Source organism: uncultured Shimia sp. (genome assembly GCF_947493595.1).
Lineage (GTDB): Bacteria > Pseudomonadota > Alphaproteobacteria > Rhodobacterales > Rhodobacteraceae > Shimia.
On record NZ_CANLRL010000001.1, the window covers coordinates 20,731 to 44,870 of the forward strand.

The following is a 24,140-nucleotide window of genomic DNA, read 5'->3' on the forward strand; positions in this document are numbered from 1 at the left end:
TCAGTCTTGGTCTTCGGTTTTGAGGCGCATGTGGGCCATGATTTGCCCGTGGTCAGAGGCAAGTTTGTTGTAGGGCGCTTCGGCGTGGCTGCCATCAGTGAGATGGTCATTGAACACGCTGAAGTAGTCCATGTCGCCGAGGCGGTCCGGGTTGTCCGGGTGGAAGTGCTGGCTGAGATAGATTTGATCGATGCTTTCGTAAACCCCTCCAAAGGCGGTGGTGTAGACCATGTCGCGCAGGGATTTGCGGGTGAACAGCGCCTCTGCCGAGGTCAGGCGGACGGAGGTGACGGCCTGTTGGATGGCGTCGTTTTCCGCGCGTTTATACCGGTCGTTGGCGTGTTTGGCATCATGCCGCAGCATCCAGCTGTAGTTGCGGAAGGGCACTTCGCCGGAGATGATTTCGGAGCTGACCGCATGTTCGCCGTCGTTGAAATCCCCCAGCACCATGACCGGGCGGCCTTGGTTGAGCTCATCGACAATGGCGCGGCGCAGGACCCAAGCTTCGGCCATACGGCGCAGGGCGGCGCGCATGGCCCCCATGGCGCGGCCCAGCGGGTCATAGTTGGTGAGGTCAGCCTCAGACGCATTGCCGTCTGCATCGCGGGGGAACTCGCCCAGTTTGGACTTCAGGTGGCAGTTGAAGACGGTGATGACTTGGTCGCCAACAGGAATGCGGGCTTTGAGGATCGGGCGCGAGGTGCGGCGTAGCACAAAGGCACCGGAATCGTCGCCATCAAGGCCCTGAAAGGGGATTTCGACGGGGGTGTCGAGGTCTTGGATGATCTCGGGTGGTTCGGCAAAGCCATAGCGCGACAGGATGGCAACGCCGGGGCGGCGATGACCGGGCTCGCCGGTGTCGTTCACGTTGGGCGCGACAAACAGGCCTCCGTCGCCATAGGGCGTGTAGCCGAGTTTGCGGAAGATGGCTTTGCGGTGGTAGCGCTTGGATTTGTCAGGGATCACGGCCTCGTTGGACTCTTCACCGATGCGGTCCGCCTCTGCAATCACGGCGCGCAGGGACGGTTCATCAAAGATCTCCTGAAAGCCTACGATGTCAGCATCCATGGAGAAAAGTTGACTGGCGGTCCAGTCCTCTTTCCAGGCGTGTTCTTCGGGCGTGTAGGACTGAAAGGTGTAATACTCCTGATCCGGGCCAATCAGGTTTTTCACGTTGAAAGAAGCGATGGTGAAATTGGTCATTTACGGGAACCTTTTAAGAGCATCAGCAAAGACATTGGCGTCGACATTGCCGCCGGTACAGACGGCAACCACGGCGTTGCCTTCGATTTTGTCGCCATGAAACAGCGCAGCGGCCAGTGCGCAGGCGCCGCCGGGTTCGGCGACAATTTTCAAGCGTTTGAAGGCGAGGGACATGGCTTGAAGCACCTCGTCCTCACTCACCACAAAACCGGGGCCAACCAAACGTTGCAGGATTGGGAAGGTGAGGTCGCCGGGTTGCGGCGTGATGATGGCATCGCAGATCGAGCCGGTCTCATGGGCATTGCGTTGGATGCTGCCGGTTTCCAGAGAGCGCGCGGTGTCGTCAAAGCCCTCAGGCTCTGCTGGTCGCGCGCGCATGTTGGGGGCTTCGGCTCCCAAGGCCAAGGCGATGCCCGCAGTCAAACCACCGCCGCCGCAACAGGCAATCACGTCACCGGAGGTCACACCAAGCTCGGCGGCTTGGGCCGCGATTTCCAGACCCACGGTGCCTTGGCCCGCGATCACTTGCGGTTCGTCATAAGGCCGGATCAAGGTAAGGCCGCGCTCTTCGGCGATCTTGTCGCCAACTTGCTCGCGGCTTTCGCCGCCGGCGCGGTCATAAAGCACCACTTCGGCCCCTAAGGCGCGGGTGTTGTCAATTTTCAGCTTCGGGGCGTTCTGCGGCATGATGATAACGGAAGGCGCGCCGTGCGCGGTGGCTGCGGCGGCCACGCCTTGCGCGTGGTTGCCTGAAGAAAAGGCGATCACACCACGTTTGCGGGTGGCTTCGTCCATGGCAGAGACCGCAGACCAACCGCCGCGAAATTTGAAAGACCCGGTGTGTTGCAGATTTTCAGCCTTCACCAGCACGCGACGGCCTGCAATTTCATCCAGAAACGGAGAGGTCAGCACGGGCGTAACGCGGGCGTGGTCTTTAATGCGCAAAGCGGCGGCGCGGATCATGTCGATGTTCATGCAGGCTCTCCGTCGGGCAGTTGGGCAATCCATTGGCGCAGAACGTCGAGGCACTCTGGCTCATCAAGGAACGGCACGTGGGCGCGGTCTTTGACCTCGGTGGCCAGCATGGGCGCGCGGCTCTGCATCTCGGTGCAGGTCTCTTGGCTGAGAATGTCGGAGTTCTCACCGCGCAGGACGGCGAGGGGGCGGCCTTTGAGCTTGTCGAATTGGGGCCACATGTCGCCTGCGGGGGCTTTGGGATCAAACTCGGCCAGCACGGCGTTGCGCAGTTTGGGGTCGTAGTTGATGTTCAGACCGTCGTTGGTTTCAACAAAATGGTGTGCGGCTTCCTCGGCCCAGCGGCTGGCCGGGACATTGGGGAAGCCGGGCAGGCGGGTGGCGAGGGCTTCGGCGGCTTCGGCGCGGGTGGTCCAGACCGGCTTGCGGCCGATGAAGACTAGGATGACTTCAAGGCCGTCGGTTTCGATCACCGGCCCCACGTCATTGAAGCAAACGCCGGTTATGCGGTTGGGGGTCATCTCCATCAGGGTGAGGGCAATCAGGCCACCCCGCGAGGTGCCAAGAATGGCGGTTTTTTCGATGTTCAGATGGTCGAGCAGGCCAAGCGCGTCTTGGGCTTCGCGCACAAGATTGTAGGTGGTGAAGTCTTCCGCCCATTCCGATTGGCCGCGCCCTCGGTAGTCCATGCGGATCACGCGGGCGTTTGTGAGATGCGGCAACACATAGTCAAAATCACTGGCGTTGCGGGTCAGGCCGGAGAGGCAGAGCACAATGGGGCCGAGCCCGCCGGTGTCGTCATAATAGAGCGACAGGCCATCAGAGGTGGTGAAATGGGGCATTTACAGTCTCAGCAAATCAGGAACAAATTTCAGGTCGGTCAAAACAAACTCAGGCTTCCACGGCAGGCGATCCACCTGTTCGCCGCTGTTGCGATGCACCCAGCAAGAGCGGAAGCCAAAGCCAGCGGCACCGGCGGCGTCCCAGCCATTAGAGGAGACAAAGATCACCTCTTCGGGTTGGCAGTCAAAGCGTTTGGTGACCAGCTCATAAACCTGGTGGGCGGGTTTAAAAATGCCGACGTCTTCGACGCTGAGCACATCGTCCAACAGGTGGCCAATGCCGGCGTTTTGCACCGCGCCATCGAGCATTTTGGGGGAGCCATTGGACAGAATAGCGGTGTTCATGCCGGCGTCTTTGAGCTCTTGCAGTGCTTTGGGCACTTCGGGATAGGCGCTGAGTTCCCAGTACAGTTGCAACAAGCGTTCACGTAGTTCCCAATGCTCCGGTGCGTTGAGTTTCACGACGTCTAGCGCATTATCGAGCGCGTTTTGCGTGACCTCCCAGAAATCTGTGTGGGCGTTGGTGATGGCGCGGATCCATGTGTATTGCAGTTGTTTTGCGCGCCAGACCTCCGCCACCTTGGGCCAGTGTGTGGCAAACTCCTCACGACCTGGCTCTGCGGCGAGTTCTCGGGCGGCAGCGGATACATCAAAAAGCGTGCCGTATGCGTCAAAGACAAAGGTTGTGGTGGCCATCGTTTCCTCCCAATTTGGAGGCAGATTGGCAGGTTTGACGCAGGGCGAAAAGGCCTGTTTTACAAATAGACGTGAGGGCTATAGGGTGCGCCGCTCAAGCCGGCTGGAAGGGTCGGGGCAAGCTGACAGATGGGACATTTTATGACCGCAGCAAAATCGGGCGATACCGTCCGCATCCACTACACCGGCACCTTGAGCGACGGCTCCACGTTTGACAGCTCCGAAGGCCGTGACCCACTGGAGTTCACACTGGGCTCCGGTCAGGTGATCCCAGGGTTTGACACCGCTGTAGACGGCATGACTGTTGGTGAGAAAAAAGTGGCGGAGATCCCGGCGGATCAGGCGTATGGCCCGCGTCACGAAGAAGCCATTCAGGATGTGCCACGGGAACAGATCCCGGCAGAGATCCCGCTTGAGATTGGCCTGCAGTTGCAGATGCAATCGCCAACCGGCCAAGTTATGCCAGTGACCGTGGTGGAGATCACAGACGAAGTGGTGAAGCTGGATGCGAACCACATGCTGGCGGGTAAAGACCTGACCTTTGCCATCGAGCTTGTGTCGATCAACTGAGCTGAGCTTTTGTGAGGTAGTTTGGAAAGCCCGCCGTTTTGGCGGGCTTTTTGTGTTGGTTACCGTGCGAGATTTTGCGTGTCGGTGACAAATCCGTTGCGTTTGCAATAAGCCATGTCGCCGGAAAAGGTCGCCACGCCGCCCAACCGTTTTGTGCAGTGTCGGCTGAATTGAAACTCGTGCAAGATTGATTTGGGGCGGAAGTTGCGCGGGCGTTCTGCGCTGTCGGAAATGGTGCTTTGCAAGGCGATAAAAACAATCACCAGGCTGAGGATTACCAAAAAGGGTTCGGCCTTCTTTAGCAAGGGGCGCCCAGTGAAGGCGTTGGTGGTGAGAAACACCAGGAGCGCCAGGCCGGAAGCTGCCAGAATGATCGCGGGAATGGGCATTAGCAAAAAAGTCCACAGAGACAAAACCAAATATGCGCGGTCTATACTGTGGGGATTGCTCAACCTCCAAGGCGTTTATCGGTGCCAAATTCGCCTATTCGTTATGTGTTTTTTGCATGGCTCCGGCAAAGGGCTGATTTTAATGGTCTAATTGGTAGGGAAAGTTGACCGATTGATGGTTATTGGAAATTTTGAAAGTGTTTTGTTCGGGCTTTGTCCCCGTAGTTTGACGGGCTTTTCTTTTGGTGGGGCTGCGTTAGCGTGGGGGAAGGGAGGACGTCAGATGGATTTGACCGCGTTGCTAGACCTCAAATGGCCGCTTTTGCAGGCACCGATGGCGGGGGTGTCGACACCCCAGATGGCGGCGGCAGTGAGCAACGCCGGTGGTCTCGGAGCGCTGGGCCTTGGCGCGGCGGGCGTGGAGGGTGCGCGGGAGATGATCCGGGCAACACGGGTGCTGACGGATCGTCCGTTTAATGCCAATGTGTTTTGCCACGCGCCAGCGCTGCGGGATGCGGATGTGGAGGCGGATTGGCTGGCAGCACTGGCACCGACGTTTGCGCGGTTTGACGCAAAGCCCCCTGAAGCGTTGCATGAGATTTACACCAGCTTTGTGGTGGATCGGTCGATGTGCGACATGCTGATCGAAGAAGCGCCGGGGGTGGTGAGCTTGCACTTTGGCCTGCCGGAGAAGGCGTGGATCGCGGAATTGCAGTCGGCGGGCAATTTGGTGTTTGCCAGTGCCACAAACGTGGCCGAGGCACGGGCCTGTGAAGCGGCGGGCGTGGATGCGATTGTGGCGCAGGGCATTGAGGCGGGCGGGCATCGCGGGGCGTTTGATCCAGATGTTGAGGATGAGGCATTGCCGGCACTGGCTTTGGTGGAACGGGTGGCTGTGAGTTGTGAGCTGCCGGTGATTGCGGCAGGTGGCTTGATGGATGGCGCGGATGTGGCGCGGGCATTGGCTCGTGGGGCTGCGGCGGCGCAGCTGGGTACGGCGTTTTTGGATTGCACGGAGTCGGCGGCGGATGCGGCCTATCGCGCGGCGTTGCGGGACCCGGAGCAGGGGCCGCCGGTGCTGACCACATCTATCTCAGGGCGCGCGGCGCGGTGTATGCGGAATGACTTTGTGGCTCTGGGCCAAGGGTTACATGCCAAGGTGCCGGACTATCCGGTGACTTATGATGCGGGCAAGGCGCTCAACGCGGCGGCGAAGGCAGCCGGTGAGACAGGGTTTGGCGCGCAGTGGGCGGGCACCGGCGTGGCGCGGGTGCGCTCTGGGGGGGCAGCACAGATTTTGGAAGCCATTGGTGCGGAGCTCCACGCGGCGCAAGCCTGACCCCAGAAAAGCGAAATGCCCCGCGTGGGGGCATTTCAGAAAGTTTGTTCGTGGGGCTTGATTAGCCGCGATACTTGGACAGCAGCATGGAGCCGTTGGTGCCGCCAAAGCCAAAGCTGTTGGTCATCACCGTGTCCAGCCCCGCGTTTTCCACCAAATCGGTGGCCACTTCGCCCGGGTTGATGGCCGGGTCCAATGTTTCCACATTGATCGATGGGGTGATGAAGTCGCCATCCAGCATCAAAAGGCAGAAGATTGCTTCCAATGCGCCCGCTGCACCCTGGGCGTGGCCAGTCATGGATTTGGTGGAGGAAATCGGCGGTGTGGTGCCCTCGCCAAAGACACGACGTACTGCCTCGACTTCGCCAACATCGCCAACAGGCGTGGAGGTGCCGTGGGCGTTGATGTAGCTGACCTTGCGGTCTTCTGGCAGTGTCGCTGTTGCCAGACGCATGGCGCGTTCGCCGCCTTCACCGGATGGGGCAACCATGTCGTGACCGTCAGATGTTGCGGCAAAGCCGGTGACTTCGGCGTAGATTTTTGCACCACGGGCCAGCGCGTGCTCGAGGTCTTCCAGAACCACAATGCCGCCGCCGCCGGAGATGACAAAGCCGTCGCGGTCCGCGTCAAAGGCGCGGGAGGCTTTTTCCGGGGTGTCGTTGTATTTGCTGCTCATGGCGCCCATGGCGTCAAACAAGCAGGACAAGGTCCAGTCGAGTTCTTCACCGCCACCGGCAAACATCACGTCTTGCTTGCCCATCATGATCTGTTCCGCCGCGTTGCCGATGCAGTGCAGGGAGGTGGAGCAGGCGGAGGTGATCGAGTAGTTGATGCCTTTGATTTTAAAGGCAGTCGCCAGGTTGGCCGAAATGGTCGAGCTCATGCACTTTGGCACGGCAAAGGGCCCAATGCGCTTGGTTGCGCCGGTTTTGGCTACGGTCTGGTGTGCCACCAGCATCGCCGAGGTGGAGGGGCCACCGGAACCTGCCACAAGACCGGTGCGCTCGTTCACAACTTGATCGTCAGAGAGACCGGCGTCAGCGATGGCCTGCTGCATGGCGATGTGGGCGTAAGCTGCGCCCGGACCCATGAAGCGCAGGGTGCGTTTGTCGACCAGCTCTTTGATGTCGATGTCGATGTGCCCGGCAATCTGGCTGCGGAAGCCGTGCTCCGCCATTTCGGCATTGGCGGAAATGCCGGATTTGCCCGCTTTCAGCGAGGCGGTGACTTCTTCGGCATTGTTGCCAATCGAGGATACGATACCCAGTCCGGTAACGACGACGCGACGCATGTGCGCTCTCCCTTAGTTTGTTGAGCACTATGTAGGGGATGAAGGGGGGGCGGCGCAAGGTAGGGCGTGGCGACAGGTCGCCTAGGGGCGGGAAATTTGTGACCCCATGGTTGGTGCCGCCGCCAGCCCCGGTGTTGGAGGCCGCCAGCGGCGCCGCTTCAGCCCGGCATTTTCTCAAATGCGGGAAGACCGTCCTCCAGAACTGTGGCGTCCAATTTGCTGGACACGTAGACGTTCACCTTAGGGGCAAACTCTTCTTGTTCTTTGATGTTACCAGCGCGGATGCCCAACATGCCTTCGCGGGCGGAGTTTTGTGTAAAAAGCGGCGTGCCACAGGTGCCGCAGAAGTGTTTGGTCATTGTGGTGCCTGCATCCGAGCCGTGTGAGAAGGTTTTCGGAGTGCCGGTGATTTTCACGTCATCCTGCTTCATAAACATCAGCGTGGCATAAGCGCTGCCGGTGGAATGACGGCAGGCGGTGCAGTGGCAATTTGCCATAACCGGCACATCGCCATCCGCTTCATATGAAATTTCGCCGCAGAGGCAGTGACCTGTGAGTTTTGTCATGGGATGTCCTTCGCTGTTCGCACCATTGCCCGGCGAGAGTACGGCAATGGCGCAATCCATCAAGGTTTCTTCTGACGGTTCACTTAATGGTGTAGTGCGCCCACCGTGCCTTCGTGGGCCAGACGAGCATCCACATAGAGCACGTTGCGCTGGGTGCGCTCCAGGTCTGTGAGCACGCGGTAGGTTTCTTCGATCTGGGGCAGGGCGAGGATGTGCTCGGGTTTGCCATCCGCCAGGATGGCCCCGTCGCGCAGGAGCACCAAGCGGTCACAGAATTTGGCTGCCAAATTGAGATCGTGCAGGGCGGCCATGACCACGGGTTTCTTGCGGTCCATCTCGTTGCGGACTGAGGTCAGGATCGAGAGTTGGTGGTGCAAATCAAGCGCGCTGGTGGGTTCATCCAGCAGGATCACATCAGGCGCGCGCACGATGGTTTGGGCGACTGCGACCATTTGTGCCTGTCCGCCGCTGAGATCCGCGACGCCTCGGTTGGCGAGGTGGGACAGGCCAAGGGCGTGCAATGTGTCGGACACGCGGTCGAGGTTGTCGTCGTTCACCCGCCAGCCGGTGGTTTGTTTGAGCGCGAGCAATACGCTTTCAAACACCGAAAGCAGCGCGTTGCAGCCGTAAGCTTGCGGCATGTAGGCGACGCGTTTGGCGCGGTCTTTGCGGCCCAGTTGGGTGACGTCCTCGCCAGCGATGCTGATGGCGCCTTTGGTAGGGGTGATCAGCCCGGCGATGGTTTTGAATAGGGTGGATTTGCCCGCGGCGTTGGGGCCGATGAGGCCAACAAAGGCACCGGGGGGGATGTTGCTGACGGTCACGTCTTGTAGGACATTGGTGCGGCCGTAGCCCGCGGACAGATTGGCGATGGTCAGGGTCATTGCAGGCGCTCCTGTCGTGAGCTGAGGATGATTGAGATGAAGATCGGCACGCCAATCAGCGAGGTGATGATGCCGATGGGGTAGATGATGCCCGGCGTGATGGTTTTGGAGATCAGCGAGGTGAGCGACAGCACCAGGGCGCCCACCAAGGCCGAGAGCGGCACAAAGTAGCGTTGGTCTTCGCCCACCAGCATGCGGGCAATATGTGGCCCAACGAGGCCAACAAAGCCTACGGTGCCGACAAAAGATACGGCGGTGGCGGCCAGCAGTGAGATACAGATCAGCATTTCCACCCGCAGGCGGCCAACGTCGACCCCCATGCTTTGCGCGGTGGCCTCGCCCATGCGCAGGGCGGTCATTGGCCAGGTGCGGTAGAGGCTGAAGGGGATGGCAAAGCAAAGGAGGATGGTGCCGAGGCCGATCTTTTCCCAGCTGGCGCGGCTGAGCGAGCCCATCATCCAGAACACAATGCGGGCGATTTGGTCCTCTGAGGCCATGTATTGCATCAGCGCCAGCAGGGCGGAGAAGGTGAAGAAAATTGCGATGCCAAAAAGGATCATGGTTTCAGAACCCACCCCTTTGAGGCGGGTGGCCAGCAGGATGAAACCACAGGTGCAAAGCGCAAAGACAAAGGCGTTTACAGTGACCAGCAGGGGGCCGACGGCGGGGATGACACTGATGCCAAGTACAATGGCCAGCGAGGCTCCAAAGCTGGCGGCGGCGGAGACCCCGAGGGTGAACGGTTCGGCCAGCGGGTTGTTCAGGATGGTCTGCATCTGCGCGCCGGCTACTGCCAGAAGCGCACCAACCAGAACGGCGGTTACAGCGACTGGCAGGCGATAGTCCCAGACAATGACCTTCAATCGCGCACCATGGGACATTGGATCAAACAGCACTTCGGCAACGGTGGACAGGCTGTAGCCACCCGGTCCGGTGGTGATGTCCAGTAGGAAGCTCAGGCACAGAAGGCCAAAGACGGCGGCGATGACGCCGTAACGGCGGGATACACGCGCCACATAGGCGTGGCGCAGTGCCACGGGATCAACATTGAGGGTCACGAGGGAGGTCTCCGGAGGAAAAAGGTGTTCGGCCCCGCAATTTGCGGAGCCGAGTGTTGGCGGGGGGGGATTAGCCGCCAACGTCCAGACTGCCCCAGAACACGCCCGAGTAGTCGATCGGAAGGAACTTATCGTGCAGCTCCTTCATGGAGGCCTCCGGATCTACGTCCTCAAACAGCTCCGGATGCATCCATTTCGCAAAGGCTTGCATCGCGACGAAGTGGTAGGGGCTGTTGTAAAACTGGTGGTAGACCGAGTGGAACCGGCCGTTTTTCACCGCCGATAGCTCGCCCCAGCCCTCGCGGGAGGCCAGCGCGGTCAAGCGTTCTTGCACCTGTGTTTGCTCAGCTTCGTACCCAAATAGCACGGCCGTGGCGGCGGGATTGGCCTCAGACCAGTTGGCTCCGGTACCGATGATGATTTCCGGATCATCCGCAAAGATTGCCTCAAGGCTGACGCTGGTTTTGAAGCCCGGGAATTTCAGAGAGCCCCAGTTGCGGCCACCGGCGAGGTCGACCAGGCGGCCGAGGTTGGCAGCACCAAAGGTGTTGCAGCATTTGTTGGGGTTATAGCCCGCAGCGTTTTCAATGAAAACAATGGGGCGGTCTTCCACCGGGATCTGTTCTACGCGGGAATAGATCTTTTTCATCTGCTGTTGATAGTAATCGCTGAAGGCGTCCGCATTGTCGCGCTTGTCAAAAATGCGCCCCATCAGCTGAATGCTGGGCACGGTGTTCTCTGTTGGGTTCTGTCGGAAATCAACAAAGACCGTGGCCACGCCAGCCTCTTCGAGTTTCTCAATGATGCCGCTTTCCTGTGCCTTGAGCAGGTTGCCGAGGTTCATAAACACAACTTCGGTGCCCAGAGTGATCACGGCCTCTAGGTTCCACTCATCAGAGTAGGGGCTGCCAAAGCTCTTGAGGTCGGCAATTTCGGGGTATTTGGCGAGGTATTTGCGGTAGGCGTCCGGGTCATATTTGACCATGTCGTCTTTCCAGCCAACAACGCGCTCAAACGGGTTTTCCTGGTCCACAACCGCAATGGAATAGATCATGCGGCCTTCGCCGATGACAATTTTGGATGGGTTTTTCTCAACTTCGACAACGCGGCCTGCGACGTCGGTGACGGTGATGGTCTCTGCGAGGGCGATCGTGGCGGACGTTAGGGTAAACGTCATAGCTGCGGCAGCGGAGCAAAGACCCCGTGTCAGTGTACTGACTTTCATGGGTCTCTCCTTGGATGTGTCGCGATCAGAGTCGCGATCTGCGCGTAAATGACATTAGCGCACTAAAAGAGTCAAGTATTGGTTGTGGCTTTTACCATCAGGCACAAACGAATGAATTTGCCCGGAAATTTGCTTAGTAAGAGGGCTGTGGGGCTCGATAATCTGGACGTACCAGCACAAAACATGTGTTGTTCGAAATTGCTTTGCGTCTCGATTGCCAAATTCCGTGATGAAGAGGCGCGCAGTCCTGAGGCAGTTTTTTGGGGGGGAGCGATGTCCAATGATGGTGGCGCGACATGGGAAACAAATTGGACTATGGATTTTGAGCGCGCCGGCTGACCAATTATCTGTAATGCGGAGACAAAGAAGCTAAAATCAAAAAGCTCCCGAAGACATCTTCGGGAGCTTGAAATTGTCATTTGGGCCGATTGTGGACAGCCCGTGGTCCGTCGCGCAGCTTACTCTGCCGCCAGGCCAACCTTCATGTCTTTCACTTCATAGATCTCTTCGCCGTCGGCAAAGACTTTGCCGTTGGCCACGCCGAGCTTGAGCTTGCGGTCGATGATGCGGGTGAAATCCACGTGGTAGGTCAGCATTTTGCGGTCCGGTTTGACCATGCCTTTGAGCTTCACTTCGCCCACGCCCATGGCCATGCCTTTGCCCGGCATGCCGCGCCAGCCAAGGTTGAAGCCGGTCAGCTGCCATAGGCCGTCAAGGCCAAGACAGCCGGGCATGATTGGGTTGCCGGGGAAGTGGCATTCGAAGAACCACAAGTCCGGGGTGATGTCGAACTCAGCGACAACGTGGCCTTTGCCAAATTCGCCACGGTCTGCGGAGATGTCGGTGATGCGGTCCATCATCAACATGGGGGGCAGCGGCAGTTGCGCATTACCCGGACCAAACAATTCGCCACGGGCGCATTTCAGCAGGTCGTCTTTGTCAAAGCTCGTGGGATAGTCGGCCATTCTGGGAGGTCCCTTGTCATTTTGGTGTTGCTTTTGCCTGCTTTATCATCTGCCAGCGTGGTCCTGCAAGGCAACAGTCGCGGCGGGGTGGTGGGCTGCAAATATGTTTGCGACTCATTTTCATTTGAAATTGTGGTGCGGATTGCGCTAAATATGCAGCTGACGCACAGGATAAGATTTATGACCACTGAGGCACTTCGCAACGGCACCCAATGGCTCGCTTCCGCTGGACTGCGCCCAACCCGGCAACGCGTGGCGTTGGCGGCGCTTTTGGTGGGCGATGGCCAGGACCGCCATGTGACGGCAGAAAGCCTGTTTGCCTCAGTGCGTGAGCATGGGGACCGCGTGTCTTTGGCTACGGTTTACAACACGTTGCGGGCGTTTTGTGACGCGGGGTTGATGCAGGAAATCACCGTGGATGGCTCCAAGAGCTATTTTGACACCAACACCGGAGACCACCCGCATTTCTTCTGGGAAGACGACCGTGTGCTGACCGATGCGCCTGCGGAAGAGCTGGAGATCTCCAAGCTGCCCGGCGCGCCTGAGGGCGCGGAGATTTCGAAGATCGACGTGGTGATCCGCTTACGCCGGACCTGAGCGCGACGCTGGGTCAAACCTTTCTGAGAGCAATTGTCCTTGATTTGGGCCTGTGACAGCATGGGCCCTAAGCAGGGAGGATATGGCATGAAAGCAGTGACGTGGCGGGGCTTTGGGCCTGCGCGAGCCGTGTTGAAGGTTGAGGATCTGGCAACACCAACAGCGGGGGCCGGTGAGGTGTTGGTGCGGGTGGCCTATTCCGGCGTGAACCCGTCGGATTGCAAGGCGCGCAGCGGATCGCGCCCGGGGGTGACCAAACCGCCGTTTGAGGTGATTGTACCGCATAGTGATGGGGCTGGCGTGATTGAGGTGGTGGGTGACGGCGTTGATGCAGCGCGTGTTGGTCAGCGCGTTTGGCTCTGGAACGGGCAATGGCAGCGGCCGTTTGGCACCTGTGCTGAGTATGTCGCTGTGCCGGCAGAACAGGCGGTGGCCTTGCCTGATGGCGTGTTGCTGGAAGACGGTGCCGTGATGGGCATACCGGGGCTGACGGCGGCGCAGACGGTGTTTGGGGGCGGCGATGTGTCCGGGCAGACCGTATTGGTGTCTGGCGGCGGAGGCTCGGTTGGCTATCTCGCGGTACAGCTCGCGGCTTGGGGCGGGGCGACTGTGATTGCCACTTGTGGCGCGCGGGATGTGGAGCGGGTAAAAGCTGCCGGTGCATCACATGTGTTTGACTATGCCAGCCCGACATTGGCAGCGGATACCCTCGCCGCGAGTGGCGGTGGTGTGGATCGGGTTGTGGAAGTCGAACTTGGGCCGAACTTGGTGCTGTTGACCGAGGTGTTGAAGCCGTTGGGCACCATTGCGGCTTATGGATCTGCCAAGGACATGGCGCCGGAAATGCCGTTTGGGCCGATGCTGTTCAAGGCGCTGAAGCTGGATATCTCGCTGATTTACATCCTGCCGCTGGCAGCACGGGAGGCGGCGATTGCGCGGTTGCATGCAGCCTTTGCGGACGGGGCTTTGAAGCTGGACGCGCCCAATGTGTTCGACCTTGAAGAGGCGGCCGCAGCGCATGAGTTGGTGGAGGCCGGTGGGCGCACCGGGGCTGTGTTGGTGAAGTGCTGACTCGTTAAGTTAGCCCTTCGAGACCAAACCATTGGGGTAGCACCGACATGAACCGCCGCCAGAGACCTGCGTCCGGGTCTTTGGTGACCACCGTGGGCGCAACTTCTTTGGGCTGATGCGTCCACTGCAAACCTGTGTCCTCGGCGCTGACCTTGTAGGCGAAGTCCGCGAGGTTTTGTTCCAAATTGTTCAGGATGGTTCTTGCGTAAGCGGGGCTTTGCACGAGGAGGCCAATCTCGGCGTTGGTCTTGATCGAGCGTGGGTCGAGGTTGAGGGAGCCAACCAGCACGGAGGTGTCGTCGATCACGGCGAGCTTGGTGTGCAGCGTGATGTGCGGCGGGTTTTTTATGTCGGTCAAGTTGAGCGCCTCGATGGCGTCGTGGCGCAGCTCATACAGTTCCACTCCGGCGGCCAAAAGATCAGCGCGGTGGCGGGCGTAGCCGCCATGCACATAGGCGTGGTTGGTGGAGGCCAGCGAATTGGTCACGATCCGCAGTTTGACGCCCGAGCGGGCCAGATTGGCGTAGAAACGCGCGCCGTAGTCTTCGGGCACAAAATAGGGGCTGATTAGGGTGACGTGAAATCTGGCCTCGCCGATGGCGGCAAAGAAAGCTTCGCCGAGGATGTGCGGGCCTTTGCCATCGGGATTGCGCAGCTTTTGTGGAGTGTCGGCGATGATGCGCGAGGTGCCGCGGAATGGGGCAACCCTGCGGTTGGCAATGTCTTGCAAATAAGGCGCGTTGATCGCTTTGGTGTAAGCGGCAACTTCTGGGCTGTAGGGGTCATAGGCCCAATCCGACAGGGTGATCCGCGGCGGCTGCGGCGCGGATTTGGCGCGCAGGTTTGCAACGGGGATGGCGTAGGTGTCGTTCCAGTAGGTGTCAAAGATCGGGTTGATCTCGGCTGCTTCCGGCCCAAAGACCGCGAGGTCGTAGTCGGCAAAAACTTCGGTGGGTTTGAGTTCGTAGTACTCATCCGCAAAATTGCGCCCGCCGATGATGGCCATGTCGTTGTCGACCACAAAGGTCTTGATGTGCATGCGCCGGTTCACACGTTTGAAATCCCAGAGAAACCCCATGGCTTTGGGGGCGTTGCGTGAGCTGGGATTGTATATGCGGATCTCGATATTGGGGTGGGTGTCCAGCACTGCGAGGTCGGTGTCATCGGCGGTGGTAAAGACGTCATCCACCAAGAGCCGCACCCGCACGCCGCGGTTGGCGGCGTCAAACAGGCGGTGGGTGAGAATGCCACTGGCGGTGTCCGGTTTGATCAGGAAGGTGGCAATGTCGATGCTGTGCTTCGCGCTTTCAATCATGCGCAAGCGCGCGCCTAGTGCGTCGGTGCCGTTGGTGAGCTCGAAATAGGCGGATTGCGCGCCGGTTTGGGCGGTGACGGCGCGGCTAACCGCGTCTGAAGATGTATCGGCGGTGAGGGCGTATGATGGCGTGCGCGGGGCGTCAAACGGGACTTTGGCGCAGGCGGCGAGGGCGGTCGAGACCGCAAGGAGTGCTGCAAGTCGTCTGGTTTGTTTACTTAGAACCACTGGCCGGGTTCCATCAGGCCGAGGTCCAGAAGCTGACGCGAGTGCCAGTCAAAGCGCACAGAGTTGTGCCACGTGAATTCGTTGATGTCGAAAGTGGACCCGGGGTTGGCCTTGAGCGCCTTGGCTGTACGGAAGGAGCAAACCGCCGCTGTCAGGTTGTTGTGCCAAGGGCAAGCGTAGGTGTTGTATTCTTCGTCCGTGAAAGTGAAATCATCACGCAGTTGCAGGTCGGGTTTGGCACGGAAAATCGAGATGCGGTCAATCTTGCGTTTGTTGGCTGGAATGTGTTCTTCAAACCGCCAGCGGAGACCACCAAAAAAATCCAGTTGCCGTTCTTTTGGGTGGTCGTGATTGTCAGCGTCGCGGCGAGCCAATGCATAATACCCAGAGCGGTCCAACTGAGCATCCTCCAGCGACACGGCGTTGGGGGTGACGCTAAGGTCCGGCGAATAGAGGTCAATCACATAGGTCAGCATCGCGTCACGTTGCTCTTCGGTGTGGAAAGCCAGCATTTCGCCAATGCCGCGGGTCTCGCAAAACGGGAAGAATAGATACTCGGCGTTGAAGCAGTAGTAGAGCCAAAGTGATGGGGCTGCTTCGATGAATTTGTTGATCGCGTCTACCATGGGCTGGCCGCGCGGGGCGTCCATCGTGATGCGCGGGCATTGTTCCGCCAGTTCGGCAGACAGAGGGAAGGCGGCAGGCATAAAAACGATGACTTTTTTGAAGCCAAGATCGAGGTGATGATAGAGCGTGCTTTCGATCTCTACATCGTCTTCCACAAAGATCAGTGCGACCGGGCCCTTGACCAGATTGGCCTGACCTTCGCGCAGAAACTGCTCCACCGAGTCGTATGTCATGCGCGGCCCATTTCTCGTGTTTTTGTCCTTGTTGCGCTCAAAATCCGCTAAAAGCGAGCGCATTGCAAGCGCCCCTCGTTTTCTGTAGGGAGACGGCTTGAAACCGCTGCAGGATAAGTCTCATGTCTGACAACACCACCGCTGAGAAAAAGAAGCTCTTCATCAAGACCTACGGGTGTCAGATGAACGTCTATGACAGTGAGCGTATGGCGGAGGCCATGGGTGGGGCGGGGTATGAGACCACCGATAAACCCGATGATGCGGATATGATCCTGCTCAACACCTGCCACATTCGTGAAAAGGCGGCGGAAAAGGTCTATTCGGAATTGGGCCGGTTCAAGGGGCTGAAGGCCGATAAACCGGACCTCAAAATTGGCGTGGCAGGCTGTGTCGCGCAGGCCGAGGGCAAAGAGATCATGCGCCGTCAGCCAATGGTCGACTTGGTGGTTGGACCGCAGGCGTACCACCGCTTGCCGGAGATGGAAGCCAAGACACAGGAAGGCGTGAAAGCGCTGGACACGGATTTCCCGGAAGAAGACAAGTTTGAGAAACTCAAAGGCCGCTCCAAGGCAAAACGACAGCCCGCGGCGTTTCTGACGGTTCAGGAGGGCTGTGACAAGTTCTGCGCGTTCTGTGTGGTGCCGTACACTCGAGGCGCCGAGGTCAGCCGCCCGGTGGACCGTGTGCTGACGGAAGCGCGGGATCTGGTTGAGCGCGGTGTGCGGGAAATCACCTTGCTGGGGCAGAACGTGAATGCCTACCACGGCGCGCACAGTGGCGGCGACATGACTCTGGCCGGGTTGATCTGGGAGCTCGATAAAATCGACGGGCTGGAGCGTATTCGCTTCACCACCAGCCACCCCAACGACATGATGGACGACCTGATCGAGGCACATGGCACTTGCTCGAAGCTGATGCCGTATCTGCACCTGCCGGTGCAGTCGGGCTCCAACAAGATCCTGAAACGTATGAACCGCAGTCATGATCGGGAAAGCTATATCAAGCTGATCGAACGTATCCGTGCGGCGCGGCCGGATCTGATGTTGTCTGGTGACTTCATTGTCGGCTTCCCAGAAGAGACCGAAGCGGATTTTCAGGACACCATGGACCTGATCCGCGAGGTCAAATACGGGCAAGCCTATAGTTTCAAATATTCGACGCGCCCAGGTACACCTGCCGCGGAGCGTCCGCTGGTTGATGCGGACGAGGCCAACGACCGTTTGCAGCGATTGCAAGCCTTGCTTGGGCAGCAGCAGAAAGAGATTCAGGACAGCATGGTCGGCAAAGAAGTCAATGTGCTGTATGAGAAGACCGGGCGCCTGGAGGGGCAGATGGTTGGCAAGTCCGATTACCTGCACGCGGTCTATGTGACTGATCCGGCGGGGCAAATCGGTGACATCAAACGCGTGAGAATCGTGGAAAGCGCGGCCAACTCTCTTGGGGGTGTCCTGATCTGAGATTGACGCTACGTCGGAAACAATCTTGGTTAATTTGAGAATATTGATGCGCGCGTTCTGCTTTGAGTAGGGCGCGCGTGACACATTCTGGACATATTTTAGGTCTCGCCTTGCGTGAATTAAGGATTTCTTCTTCACATGAGAGGCAACTCGGTGCATCTTGAACGGATTGAGAAAGCTTTGATTTCGAACACTGTTTCAAGAAAATAGCTTTCGGGGGATAGGAGAGGTACTCGCTGTGGCGATCAAAATCAAAAATACGGCGCGGGCGGCGCTTGGAGGTGCGGCGGCTGCCTGTGTTGCGCTTCTGGCCATTGCTCAGCCCGCTGCGGCCCAAAACCAACGCACTGTTCTGGGCCAACCATACGTTCCAACGGTTTGGGTTGATCCGGACGGCTGTGAGCACTGGGTGATGGACGATGGTGTCGAAGGGTATATGACCCCGCACGTGAACCGTCAGGGTATTCCTGTGTGTCGTCGTGGCAACGTCTGCGGTGTGATGAACTCTGACCAATTTTTTGCCACCGACAAATACGCGATCAATACGGCCAACCGTCAGCGCTTGGCTGAGTTCTTTAATAGTTCTACTGCGTCGGCCTTCATCATTGCCGGTCACACCGACAGCCGCGCAAGCGACGATTACAACATGCGCCTGAGCTACAACCGCGCCAATGCCGTGGCCAAAGTGGCCCGCAGCACCGGCGCCCGCGTCGCCGATGTGCGTGGCTATGGCGAGCGTATGCCGCGCGCCACCAATCGTACGTCGGCTGGCATGGCGGAGAACCGCCGTGTCGAAATCATCTGTCTGCGCTAAGGGAGAGGCGATATGAAACTGACCAAAAGCGTTCTGCTTCTCGGCCTCGCAGTGAGCGTGTCGGCCTGTGTCGACAACAAGGTTGATAAGACCGTGGACAACTTCACCGACGATGGCCACCTCAGCAATCTGATTGCCGGTGTCTGGGTGGATCCAAACGGCTGTGACCACTGGATCATCGACGACGGCGTCGAAGGTTACCTGTCCCAGCGTCTGGACCCCTACGGTAAGCCCGTGTGCTCCGGCGCAGCCCCTCCCGGCGTGGCCACCGGCCCGTTCAAAGCTGGGCAGGGCATCGGCGACTGGATTTGATGCACAACGGCTAAACGTTTCAGAAGGTCGCCGGAGTTTTCGGCGACCTTTTTCTTTGCGCGAAACCTTTGCTGTGCGTCCGTCACGGAAAATTCACGCCCCCGCGCTTGCGACTCCCCGCGCAACTTGGCACCATGGGAATGTAACCTTCTTCACAGGAGATGTGATTGCCCACTGGCACCATGACCCCACCGCCTTCATCCGATACGCCGAAAAAGACCTCGGTGGAATTTCCGGACAACCGACTGCTGATCGAGCTTTGCGGCGAATATGATCGCAACCTCGCGGATATTGAGCAGAAACTGGGGGTGCAGATCCTACGACGGGGAAACCTGCTCGACATTCATGGCGAAGAGGCCGCCCAGACCGAGGCGGCTGAAGTTCTGACCGCGCTCTATACCCGTTTGGAAAGTGGCAAATCTGTTGAGGGCGGCGACATTGATCGCGAGATTCGTATGGGCGGCTCTGAAGAAGACACCGGCGTGCGGGACGGCGATCAGATTGAGATGTTCAAAGGCGGCGCGGTGGAAATCAAAACCCGCAAAAAGCTGGTCGAGCCGCGCACCGATGCCCAGAAAGCCTACGTGCTGTCGCTGTTTGACAATGAATTGGCCTTTGGCATTGGCCCGGCTGGTACGGGCAAGACCTATCTGGCGGTTGCCGTTGGCGTGAGCATGTTCATTTCCGGCCAGGTGGATCGGATTATTCTGTCGCGTCCTGCGGTCGAAGCCGGCGAGAAGCTTGGCTATCTGCCCGGTGACATGAAAGACAAGGTCGATCCCTACATGCAGCCCCTGTATGACGCGCTGAATGATTTCCTGCCGGCCAAACAGCTGGGCAAGCTGATCGAAGAAAAGAAAATCGAAATTGCGCCACTGGCCTTCATGCGGGGCAGGACTTTGGCCAATGCCTTTGTGGTGCTGGATGAGGCGCAGAACGCCACCACCATGCAGATGAAGATGTTCCTGACCCGTTTGGGTGAAGGCAGCCGTATGGTAATCACTGGCGACCGCAGCCAGATTGACCTGCCTCGTGGGGTGCCTTCAGGGCTGAAAGATGCGGAGCGTTTGCTGAGCAACATTCCAAACATCAGCTTCAATTACTTCACAGCGGATGATGTGGTGCGTCACCCGCTTGTGGCCGCCATCATCAAAGCCTATGACGCCGATGCCATGCGGGCGCTGAAAAATAAGGACACCAAATCCTGACCCTTCATTTGACTAAAAATATCCACGGGGGTGTGGGGGCCGTCAGCCCCCACGCGATGCAGGGACAATGCTGACCGACACCATTATAGAAGACGGCCGCTGGAGCGAGGTGGCGTTTGAAACGCTGGCCGAAACCGCGGCGCAGGCGGTTTTGGCGCATCTTGGCATGGCGGCTGAGGCGTTTGAGATTGCGGTACTGGCCTGTGATGACACGCGCATTGGGGTGCTAAATGCAGATTTTCGCGACAAAGCCAAAGCCACCAACGTCTTGAGCTGGCCCAGCGACGAACGCGGTGTTGCCACCGACGGGGATGTGCCGGACCTGCCAGAGCCGAGTTTTCCGGACATGCCTGAGGAGTTGGGAGATATTGCGATCTCCTATGACACCTGCGCGCGGGAAGCGCAGGCGGCGGGCAAACCCATGGCGGATCACGTGATGCATTTGATGGTGCATGGCACCCTGCATTTGCTGGGCTATGATCATGTGCGTGACAAAGATGCCACTTTGATGGAAGGTTTAGAGACCACCATACTTGGCAAACTGGGTCTGCCGGACCCATATGATCACAACCAGCGGCTATAAGACCGCGTTAAACCTTGGAAAGGGCCCATGGGCGACAGTGCAGACGGATCTTCTAACGCAGCGCCAAGCGCGCAGCCGGAAGGCCAGAATAGTAAACCAAAAGGTTGGATCAGCCGCCTGTTTGGTATGAGTGACACACAAGACGCCGTGGAAGAACGCCCGGCTCCCGTCAATACGCCGGTGCCGCAAGCACATGGTATGATGAACCTGCGCCGCATGCGGGTGGAAGACGTGGCCGTGCCCAAAGCCGATATTCAATCGGTGCCCACCACCATCACCAAAACCGAGCTTGTGCAGCTGTTTCGTGACAGTGGGCTGACCCGTGTGCCGGTGTATGAAAACACACTGGATACGCCAGTGGGGTTTGTACACCTGAAAGACTTTGCTTTGCGGCACGGGTTTAACGGCGACAACGCCAAGGATTTTGATATCACCAAAGTGTTGCGGCCGCTGTTGTTTGTGCCGCCAAGCATGTCGATTGGCGTTTTGCTGACAAAGATGCAAGCAGAGCGGCGCCATATGGCGCTGGTGATTGACGAATATGGCGGTGTGGACGGCTTGGTCACCATCGAAGACCTGATTGAGCAGGTCATTGGGGAAATCGAAGACGAACACGACGTGGAAGAGGCTGATCTCTTTGTGGAGGAAAAGCCGGGGTGTTACCTGGCATTGGCCAAAACACCTTTGGATGAGTTTGAAGCGGCCGTTGGCCGGTCGTTAAGCCACCACGAGGAGGTCGACCCTGAGGAGATCGACACCCTGGGCGGGCTGGTATTTATGCTCGCCGGGCATGTGCCGGCGCGCGGCGAGGTGGTCGAGAGCCCGGACGGCGTGGAGTTTGAGGTGGTGGACGCGGATCCACGCCGGATCAAACGCTTGCGGGTGTTCCTGCCAAGCCCGTCTGTGGTGGTACAGGATGGCTGACGGCGCTTTGCGCCGCCGGATGCGGGCTGTTCCCTGGAAGACGTTTTGCACCGGCGGTGTCGTCGGTGTGATCGCTGCGCTGGGGCATTCTCCATTTGACCTCTGGTTGCTCTCACTTTTGGGATTTGCAGCGGCCTTTGCGATGCTGCGGATCACCGCAAGCGGGTTTTCAGACGCGGTGTTTGGGCTGGGCTTTGGCACCGGTTATTTTGCGCTGTCGCTGAGTTGGATTGTGGAGCCGTTTCTGGTCGACCCATTGGTGCACGGCTGGATGGCACCGTTTGCGATCCTGTTCCTGTCCATGGGGTTGGCGCTGTTCTGGGCGGTGGCGTTCTGGGGGGCAAAGTGGGTCAGTAAAACGGGCTGGGCTGTGATCTTGACGCTGACGCTGGCGGAGCTTGTGCGGGCTTATGTGTTCACCGGCTTTCCCTGGGCAATGCCGTCTTATGTGTTGGTCGACAAGCTGGTGGCGCAGAGCGCAGGGTTCATGGGGCCTCACGGGTTGAACCTGGTGTTTTTCCTTGTGGCCTGGGGTTTGGCGCGCGCGCTGGTGTATGACAGGCGTTTTGCCATCAAAATTGGTCTGGCAGTGCTGGGCGTTGTGGCCTTGGCAGTGCCTTTGGGGGAGGCGGACCAACAGGTGCCGAGCGCGCGTCCCGTGGTGCGCTTAGTTCAGCCAAATGCGCCGCAGCATCAGAAATGGGATCCGCAATACGCTGGTGTCTTTTTTGAACGTCTGGTGCAGTTCACCCGCGCGGGCGAAGAGCGGCCGGATCTGATTGTCTGGCCGGAGACCGCGGTGCCGGTGTGGCTGCACAATGCTGCAAGGACTTTGGGGATTATTTCTGACGCTGCAGGGGATGTGCCGGTGGTGTTGGGGATCAACCGAGCGGAAGGCACGCGGATTTTCAATGCGGTGGTGTTGATGGATGCCGCGGGCCGCGTGACGCAGACCTATGACAAACACCATCTGGTGCCGTTTGGGGAATACATCCCGCTGGGCAACCTGTTGAGCAAGATTGGCATCCAAGGATTGGCCAGCCGCGATGGGGATGGGTTCTCGCCCGGTGTTGGTGCGGATGTGCTGGACTTGGGCGCTCTGGGCAAAGCCTTGGTGTTGATCTGTTATGAGGCGGTGTTTCCGCAAGATGTACGCGCCGCGCCAGAACGTCCGGATTTCATATTGCACCTGACCAATGATGCTTGGTTTGGCAATTTTTCTGGTCCGTATCAGCACTTGGACCAAGCGCGGATGCGGGCCATTGAAAGTGGCCTGCCGGTGTTGCGGGCGGCCAATACAGGCGTGAGCGCGGTGATTGATGCCAAAGGCCGTGTGCTGGACGCCTTGCCGCTGAATACGGCCGGGTATCTGGATGTGGCGTTGCCAGTAGCGCAGCCCAAGACGTTGTATGCAAAGGTCGGGGATCTGCCGATCGCCATTGTGGTTGTGCTGCTCTTATTAACCGGGCTTTTACTGCGTCGACGCGAAACGCATTGACCCTTCGGTGACGGAGGCGTAAGGCAGACTGGAAATTATCGCCACAACGGCTTCCTGACGTGGCGATCGACTTATATTGGAGCACTTCATGACACGACAGAACTACACGTTTACTTCCGAAAGCGTTTCGGAAGGGCACCCTGATAAGGTGTGTGACCGCATTTCCGACGCGGTTTTGGACGCCTTTTTGGCAGAGGAGCCTGAAGCCCGGGTGGCGGCGGAAACCTTTGCCACGACAAACCGGGTGGTGATTGGTGGCGAGGTTGGTCTGTCGGATCAAGACAAGCTGCATGACTACATGGAGCGCATCGACGAGATAGCGCGCGCCTGTATCAAAGACATCGGCTACGAGCAGGAAAAATTCCACCACGAGACCGTGGAGATCACCAACCTGTTGCACGAGCAGTCCGCGCATATTGCGCAGGGCGTGGATGCAGCGGCTGACAAAGACGAAGGCGCCGGTGATCAGGGCATCATGTTTGGCTATGCCACCACCGAAACCGAGGCGTTGATGCCTGCGCCGATCCAGTACAGCCATGCGATCCTGCGGCGACTGGCAGAGGTGCGCAAATCCGGTCAGGAGCCGACGCTGGGCCCGGATGCCAAATCTCAGCTGTCTGTGGTCTATGACGGCGGGAAGCCCGTGGGCGTGAGCTCCATCGTGTTGTCGACCCAGCACATGGATGAAAACATGACCAGCGCAGATGTGCGCGCGGTTATCGAACCCTACATTCGCGAAACCCTGCCAGAGGGCTGGATCACCGATGCCACCGCGTGGCACGTGAACCCAACTGGCAAGTTTGTGATTGGTGGGCCGGATGGCGACGCGGGTTTGACCGGGCGTAAGATCATCGTGGACACCTATGGCGGCGCAGCCCCACATGGCGGCGGCGCGTTCTCTGGCAAAGACCCAACGAAAGTGGACCGCTCTGCAGCTTACGCAGCGCGCTACTTGGCGAAAAACGTCGTGGCGGCGGGCATGTCTGAGCGCTGCACCATTCAGCTGTCTTATGCGATTGGCGTGTCGGAGCCTCTGTCGATCTATGCCGACACACATGGCACCGGCGACGTGGCGCCTGCGGACATCGAGAAGGCGATCCGCAAGGTGATGTGCCTGACGCCACGGGGCATTCGCGAGAAGTTGCAACTGAACAAGCCGATCTATGAGCGCACGGCGGCTTATGGCCACTTTGGTCGCAAGCCAAGCGCCGATGGTGGCTTCAGCTGGGAGCGCACAGATCTGGTTGAGGATTTGAAAAAAGCCATCTGA

The 24,140-nt window shown here is 58.8% G+C and carries 25 protein-coding genes and 1 riboswitch; of the genes, 12 read left to right on the forward strand and 13 right to left on the reverse strand.

Features of this window, described 5'->3' with window-relative positions:
* The 4 genes from Q0955_RS00110 to Q0955_RS00125 are packed head-to-tail and all read right to left on the reverse strand — an operon-like array spanning position 1 to position 3,716.
* Positions 1-1,203, reverse strand: a complete 1,203-nt coding sequence (locus tag Q0955_RS00110) for an endonuclease/exonuclease/phosphatase family protein (protein WP_299418519.1) — start codon at positions 1,201-1,203, stop codon at positions 1-3.
* Positions 1,204-2,178 carry a threonine/serine dehydratase gene (locus Q0955_RS00115; protein ID WP_299418521.1) on the reverse strand — a complete coding sequence of 325 codons (975 nt, stop codon included), beginning with the start codon at positions 2,176-2,178 and terminating at the stop codon, positions 1,204-1,206.
* Positions 2,175-3,020, reverse strand: coding sequence for an alpha/beta hydrolase (locus tag Q0955_RS00120; RefSeq protein WP_299418523.1), 846 nt, complete (start codon positions 3,018-3,020; stop codon positions 2,175-2,177). Before Q0955_RS00120 ends, Q0955_RS00115 begins: the two co-directional genes overlap by 4 nt.
* Positions 3,021-3,716, reverse strand: coding sequence for a haloacid dehalogenase type II (locus tag Q0955_RS00125; RefSeq protein WP_299418525.1), 696 nt, complete (start codon positions 3,714-3,716; stop codon positions 3,021-3,023). It lies immediately after the preceding gene.
* Positions 3,717-3,857: 141 nt separating this feature from the next.
* Between Q0955_RS00125 and Q0955_RS00130 the strand changes: the two genes are divergently transcribed.
* On the forward strand, positions 3,858-4,286 hold the full coding sequence (locus Q0955_RS00130; protein WP_299418527.1) for a peptidylprolyl isomerase: 429 nt from the start codon (positions 3,858-3,860) through the stop codon (positions 4,284-4,286).
* A 59-nt stretch (positions 4,287-4,345) separates the two neighbouring features.
* On the opposite strand, the gene Q0955_RS00135 is transcribed toward Q0955_RS00130, so the two are convergent.
* Entirely contained in the window at positions 4,346-4,675 is a 330-nt protein-coding gene (locus Q0955_RS00135; RefSeq protein WP_299418529.1) for a hypothetical protein, read from the reverse strand.
* Between the two features lie 283 nt (positions 4,676-4,958).
* On the opposite strand from Q0955_RS00135, the gene Q0955_RS00140 reads away from it, so the two are divergent.
* Positions 4,959-6,014, forward strand: coding sequence for a nitronate monooxygenase (locus Q0955_RS00140; RefSeq protein WP_299418531.1), 1,056 nt, complete (start codon positions 4,959-4,961; stop codon positions 6,012-6,014).
* Between the two features lie 61 nt (positions 6,015-6,075).
* On the opposite strand, the gene fabB is transcribed toward Q0955_RS00140, so the two are convergent.
* The 6 genes from fabB to fabA form a co-directional block, all read right to left on the reverse strand.
* Positions 6,076-7,305 carry a beta-ketoacyl-ACP synthase I gene (gene fabB / locus Q0955_RS00145; protein ID WP_299418533.1) on the reverse strand — a complete coding sequence of 410 codons (1,230 nt, stop codon included), beginning with the start codon at positions 7,303-7,305 and terminating at the stop codon, positions 6,076-6,078.
* A gap of 158 nt (positions 7,306-7,463) precedes the next feature.
* The gene (locus Q0955_RS00150; protein ID WP_299418535.1) at positions 7,464-7,871 is read right to left on the reverse strand and encodes a GFA family protein; all 408 of its coding nucleotides are present in this window, start codon (positions 7,869-7,871) and stop codon (positions 7,464-7,466) included.
* A gap of 83 nt (positions 7,872-7,954) precedes the next feature.
* Positions 7,955-8,755: an ABC transporter ATP-binding protein gene (locus Q0955_RS00155; protein ID WP_299418537.1), complete on the reverse strand. Its 801-nt coding sequence runs from the start codon at positions 8,753-8,755 to the stop codon at positions 7,955-7,957.
* A complete protein-coding gene (locus tag Q0955_RS00160) occupies positions 8,752-9,813 on the reverse strand; it encodes an iron ABC transporter permease (RefSeq protein ID WP_299418539.1) in 1,062 nt (353 codons plus the stop codon). The genes Q0955_RS00155 and Q0955_RS00160 overlap by 4 nt, the downstream gene beginning before the upstream one ends.
* Positions 9,814-9,883: 70 nt before the next feature.
* Entirely contained in the window at positions 9,884-11,038 is a 1,155-nt protein-coding gene (locus Q0955_RS00165; protein ID WP_299418541.1) for an ABC transporter substrate-binding protein, read from the reverse strand.
* A 458-nt stretch (positions 11,039-11,496) separates the two neighbouring features.
* Positions 11,497-12,003, reverse strand: coding sequence for a bifunctional 3-hydroxydecanoyl-ACP dehydratase/trans-2-decenoyl-ACP isomerase (gene fabA / locus Q0955_RS00170; protein WP_299418543.1), 507 nt, complete (start codon positions 12,001-12,003; stop codon positions 11,497-11,499).
* Positions 12,004-12,183: 180 nt separating this feature from the next.
* Between fabA and irrA the strand changes: the two genes are divergently transcribed.
* Both irrA and Q0955_RS00180 read left to right on the forward strand, forming a co-directional pair.
* Positions 12,184-12,600: an iron response transcriptional regulator IrrA gene (gene irrA, locus Q0955_RS00175; RefSeq protein WP_299418545.1), complete on the forward strand. Its 417-nt coding sequence runs from the start codon at positions 12,184-12,186 to the stop codon at positions 12,598-12,600.
* 87 nt (positions 12,601-12,687) lie between these two features.
* On the forward strand, positions 12,688-13,671 hold the full coding sequence (locus Q0955_RS00180; protein ID WP_299418547.1) for an NADPH:quinone reductase: 984 nt from the start codon (positions 12,688-12,690) through the stop codon (positions 13,669-13,671).
* A 4-nt stretch (positions 13,672-13,675) separates the two neighbouring features.
* Here the strand turns inward: Q0955_RS00180 and Q0955_RS00185 are convergent, their stop codons facing one another.
* Together Q0955_RS00185 and Q0955_RS00190 are read right to left on the reverse strand one after the other, a co-directional pair.
* Entirely contained in the window at positions 13,676-15,214 is a 1,539-nt protein-coding gene (locus Q0955_RS00185; protein ID WP_299418549.1) for a phosphatidylserine/phosphatidylglycerophosphate/cardiolipin synthase family protein, read from the reverse strand.
* The gene (locus Q0955_RS00190; RefSeq protein ID WP_299418551.1) at positions 15,205-16,074 is read right to left on the reverse strand and encodes a hypothetical protein; all 870 of its coding nucleotides are present in this window, start codon (positions 16,072-16,074) and stop codon (positions 15,205-15,207) included. Before Q0955_RS00190 ends, Q0955_RS00185 begins: the two co-directional genes overlap by 10 nt.
* Positions 16,075-16,196: 122 nt before the next feature.
* On the opposite strand from Q0955_RS00190, the gene miaB reads away from it, so the two are divergent.
* The 8 genes from miaB to metK all read left to right on the forward strand — a co-directional run bounded on the left by miaB (position 16,197) and on the right by metK (position 24,140).
* Positions 16,197-17,531, forward strand: coding sequence for a tRNA (N6-isopentenyl adenosine(37)-C2)-methylthiotransferase MiaB (gene miaB / locus Q0955_RS00195; RefSeq protein WP_299418553.1), 1,335 nt, complete (start codon positions 16,197-16,199; stop codon positions 17,529-17,531).
* Between the two features lie 307 nt (positions 17,532-17,838).
* On the forward strand, positions 17,839-18,345 hold the full coding sequence (locus Q0955_RS00200) for an OmpA family protein (protein WP_299420978.1): 507 nt from the start codon (positions 17,839-17,841) through the stop codon (positions 18,343-18,345).
* A 12-nt stretch (positions 18,346-18,357) separates the two neighbouring features.
* Entirely contained in the window at positions 18,358-18,657 is a 300-nt protein-coding gene (locus Q0955_RS00205) for a hypothetical protein (RefSeq protein ID WP_299418555.1), read from the forward strand.
* Between the two features lie 182 nt (positions 18,658-18,839).
* The gene (locus Q0955_RS00210; protein WP_299420981.1) at positions 18,840-19,865 is read left to right on the forward strand and encodes a PhoH family protein; all 1,026 of its coding nucleotides are present in this window, start codon (positions 18,840-18,842) and stop codon (positions 19,863-19,865) included.
* Positions 19,866-19,932: 67 nt separating this feature from the next.
* On the forward strand, positions 19,933-20,448 hold the full coding sequence (gene ybeY / locus Q0955_RS00215) for an rRNA maturation RNase YbeY (RefSeq protein ID WP_299418557.1): 516 nt from the start codon (positions 19,933-19,935) through the stop codon (positions 20,446-20,448).
* A gap of 27 nt (positions 20,449-20,475) precedes the next feature.
* Positions 20,476-21,372, forward strand: coding sequence for a hemolysin family protein (locus tag Q0955_RS00220; protein WP_299418558.1), 897 nt, complete (start codon positions 20,476-20,478; stop codon positions 21,370-21,372).
* The gene (lnt, locus tag Q0955_RS00225; protein ID WP_299418560.1) at positions 21,365-22,870 is read left to right on the forward strand and encodes an apolipoprotein N-acyltransferase; all 1,506 of its coding nucleotides are present in this window, start codon (positions 21,365-21,367) and stop codon (positions 22,868-22,870) included. Before Q0955_RS00220 ends, lnt begins: the two co-directional genes overlap by 8 nt.
* Positions 22,871-22,905: 35 nt before the next feature.
* A riboswitch (SAM-SAH riboswitch) is annotated at positions 22,906-22,954 on the forward strand.
* 4 nt (positions 22,955-22,958) lie between these two features.
* Positions 22,959-24,140, forward strand: coding sequence for a methionine adenosyltransferase (gene metK, locus Q0955_RS00230; protein WP_299418562.1), 1,182 nt, complete (start codon positions 22,959-22,961; stop codon positions 24,138-24,140).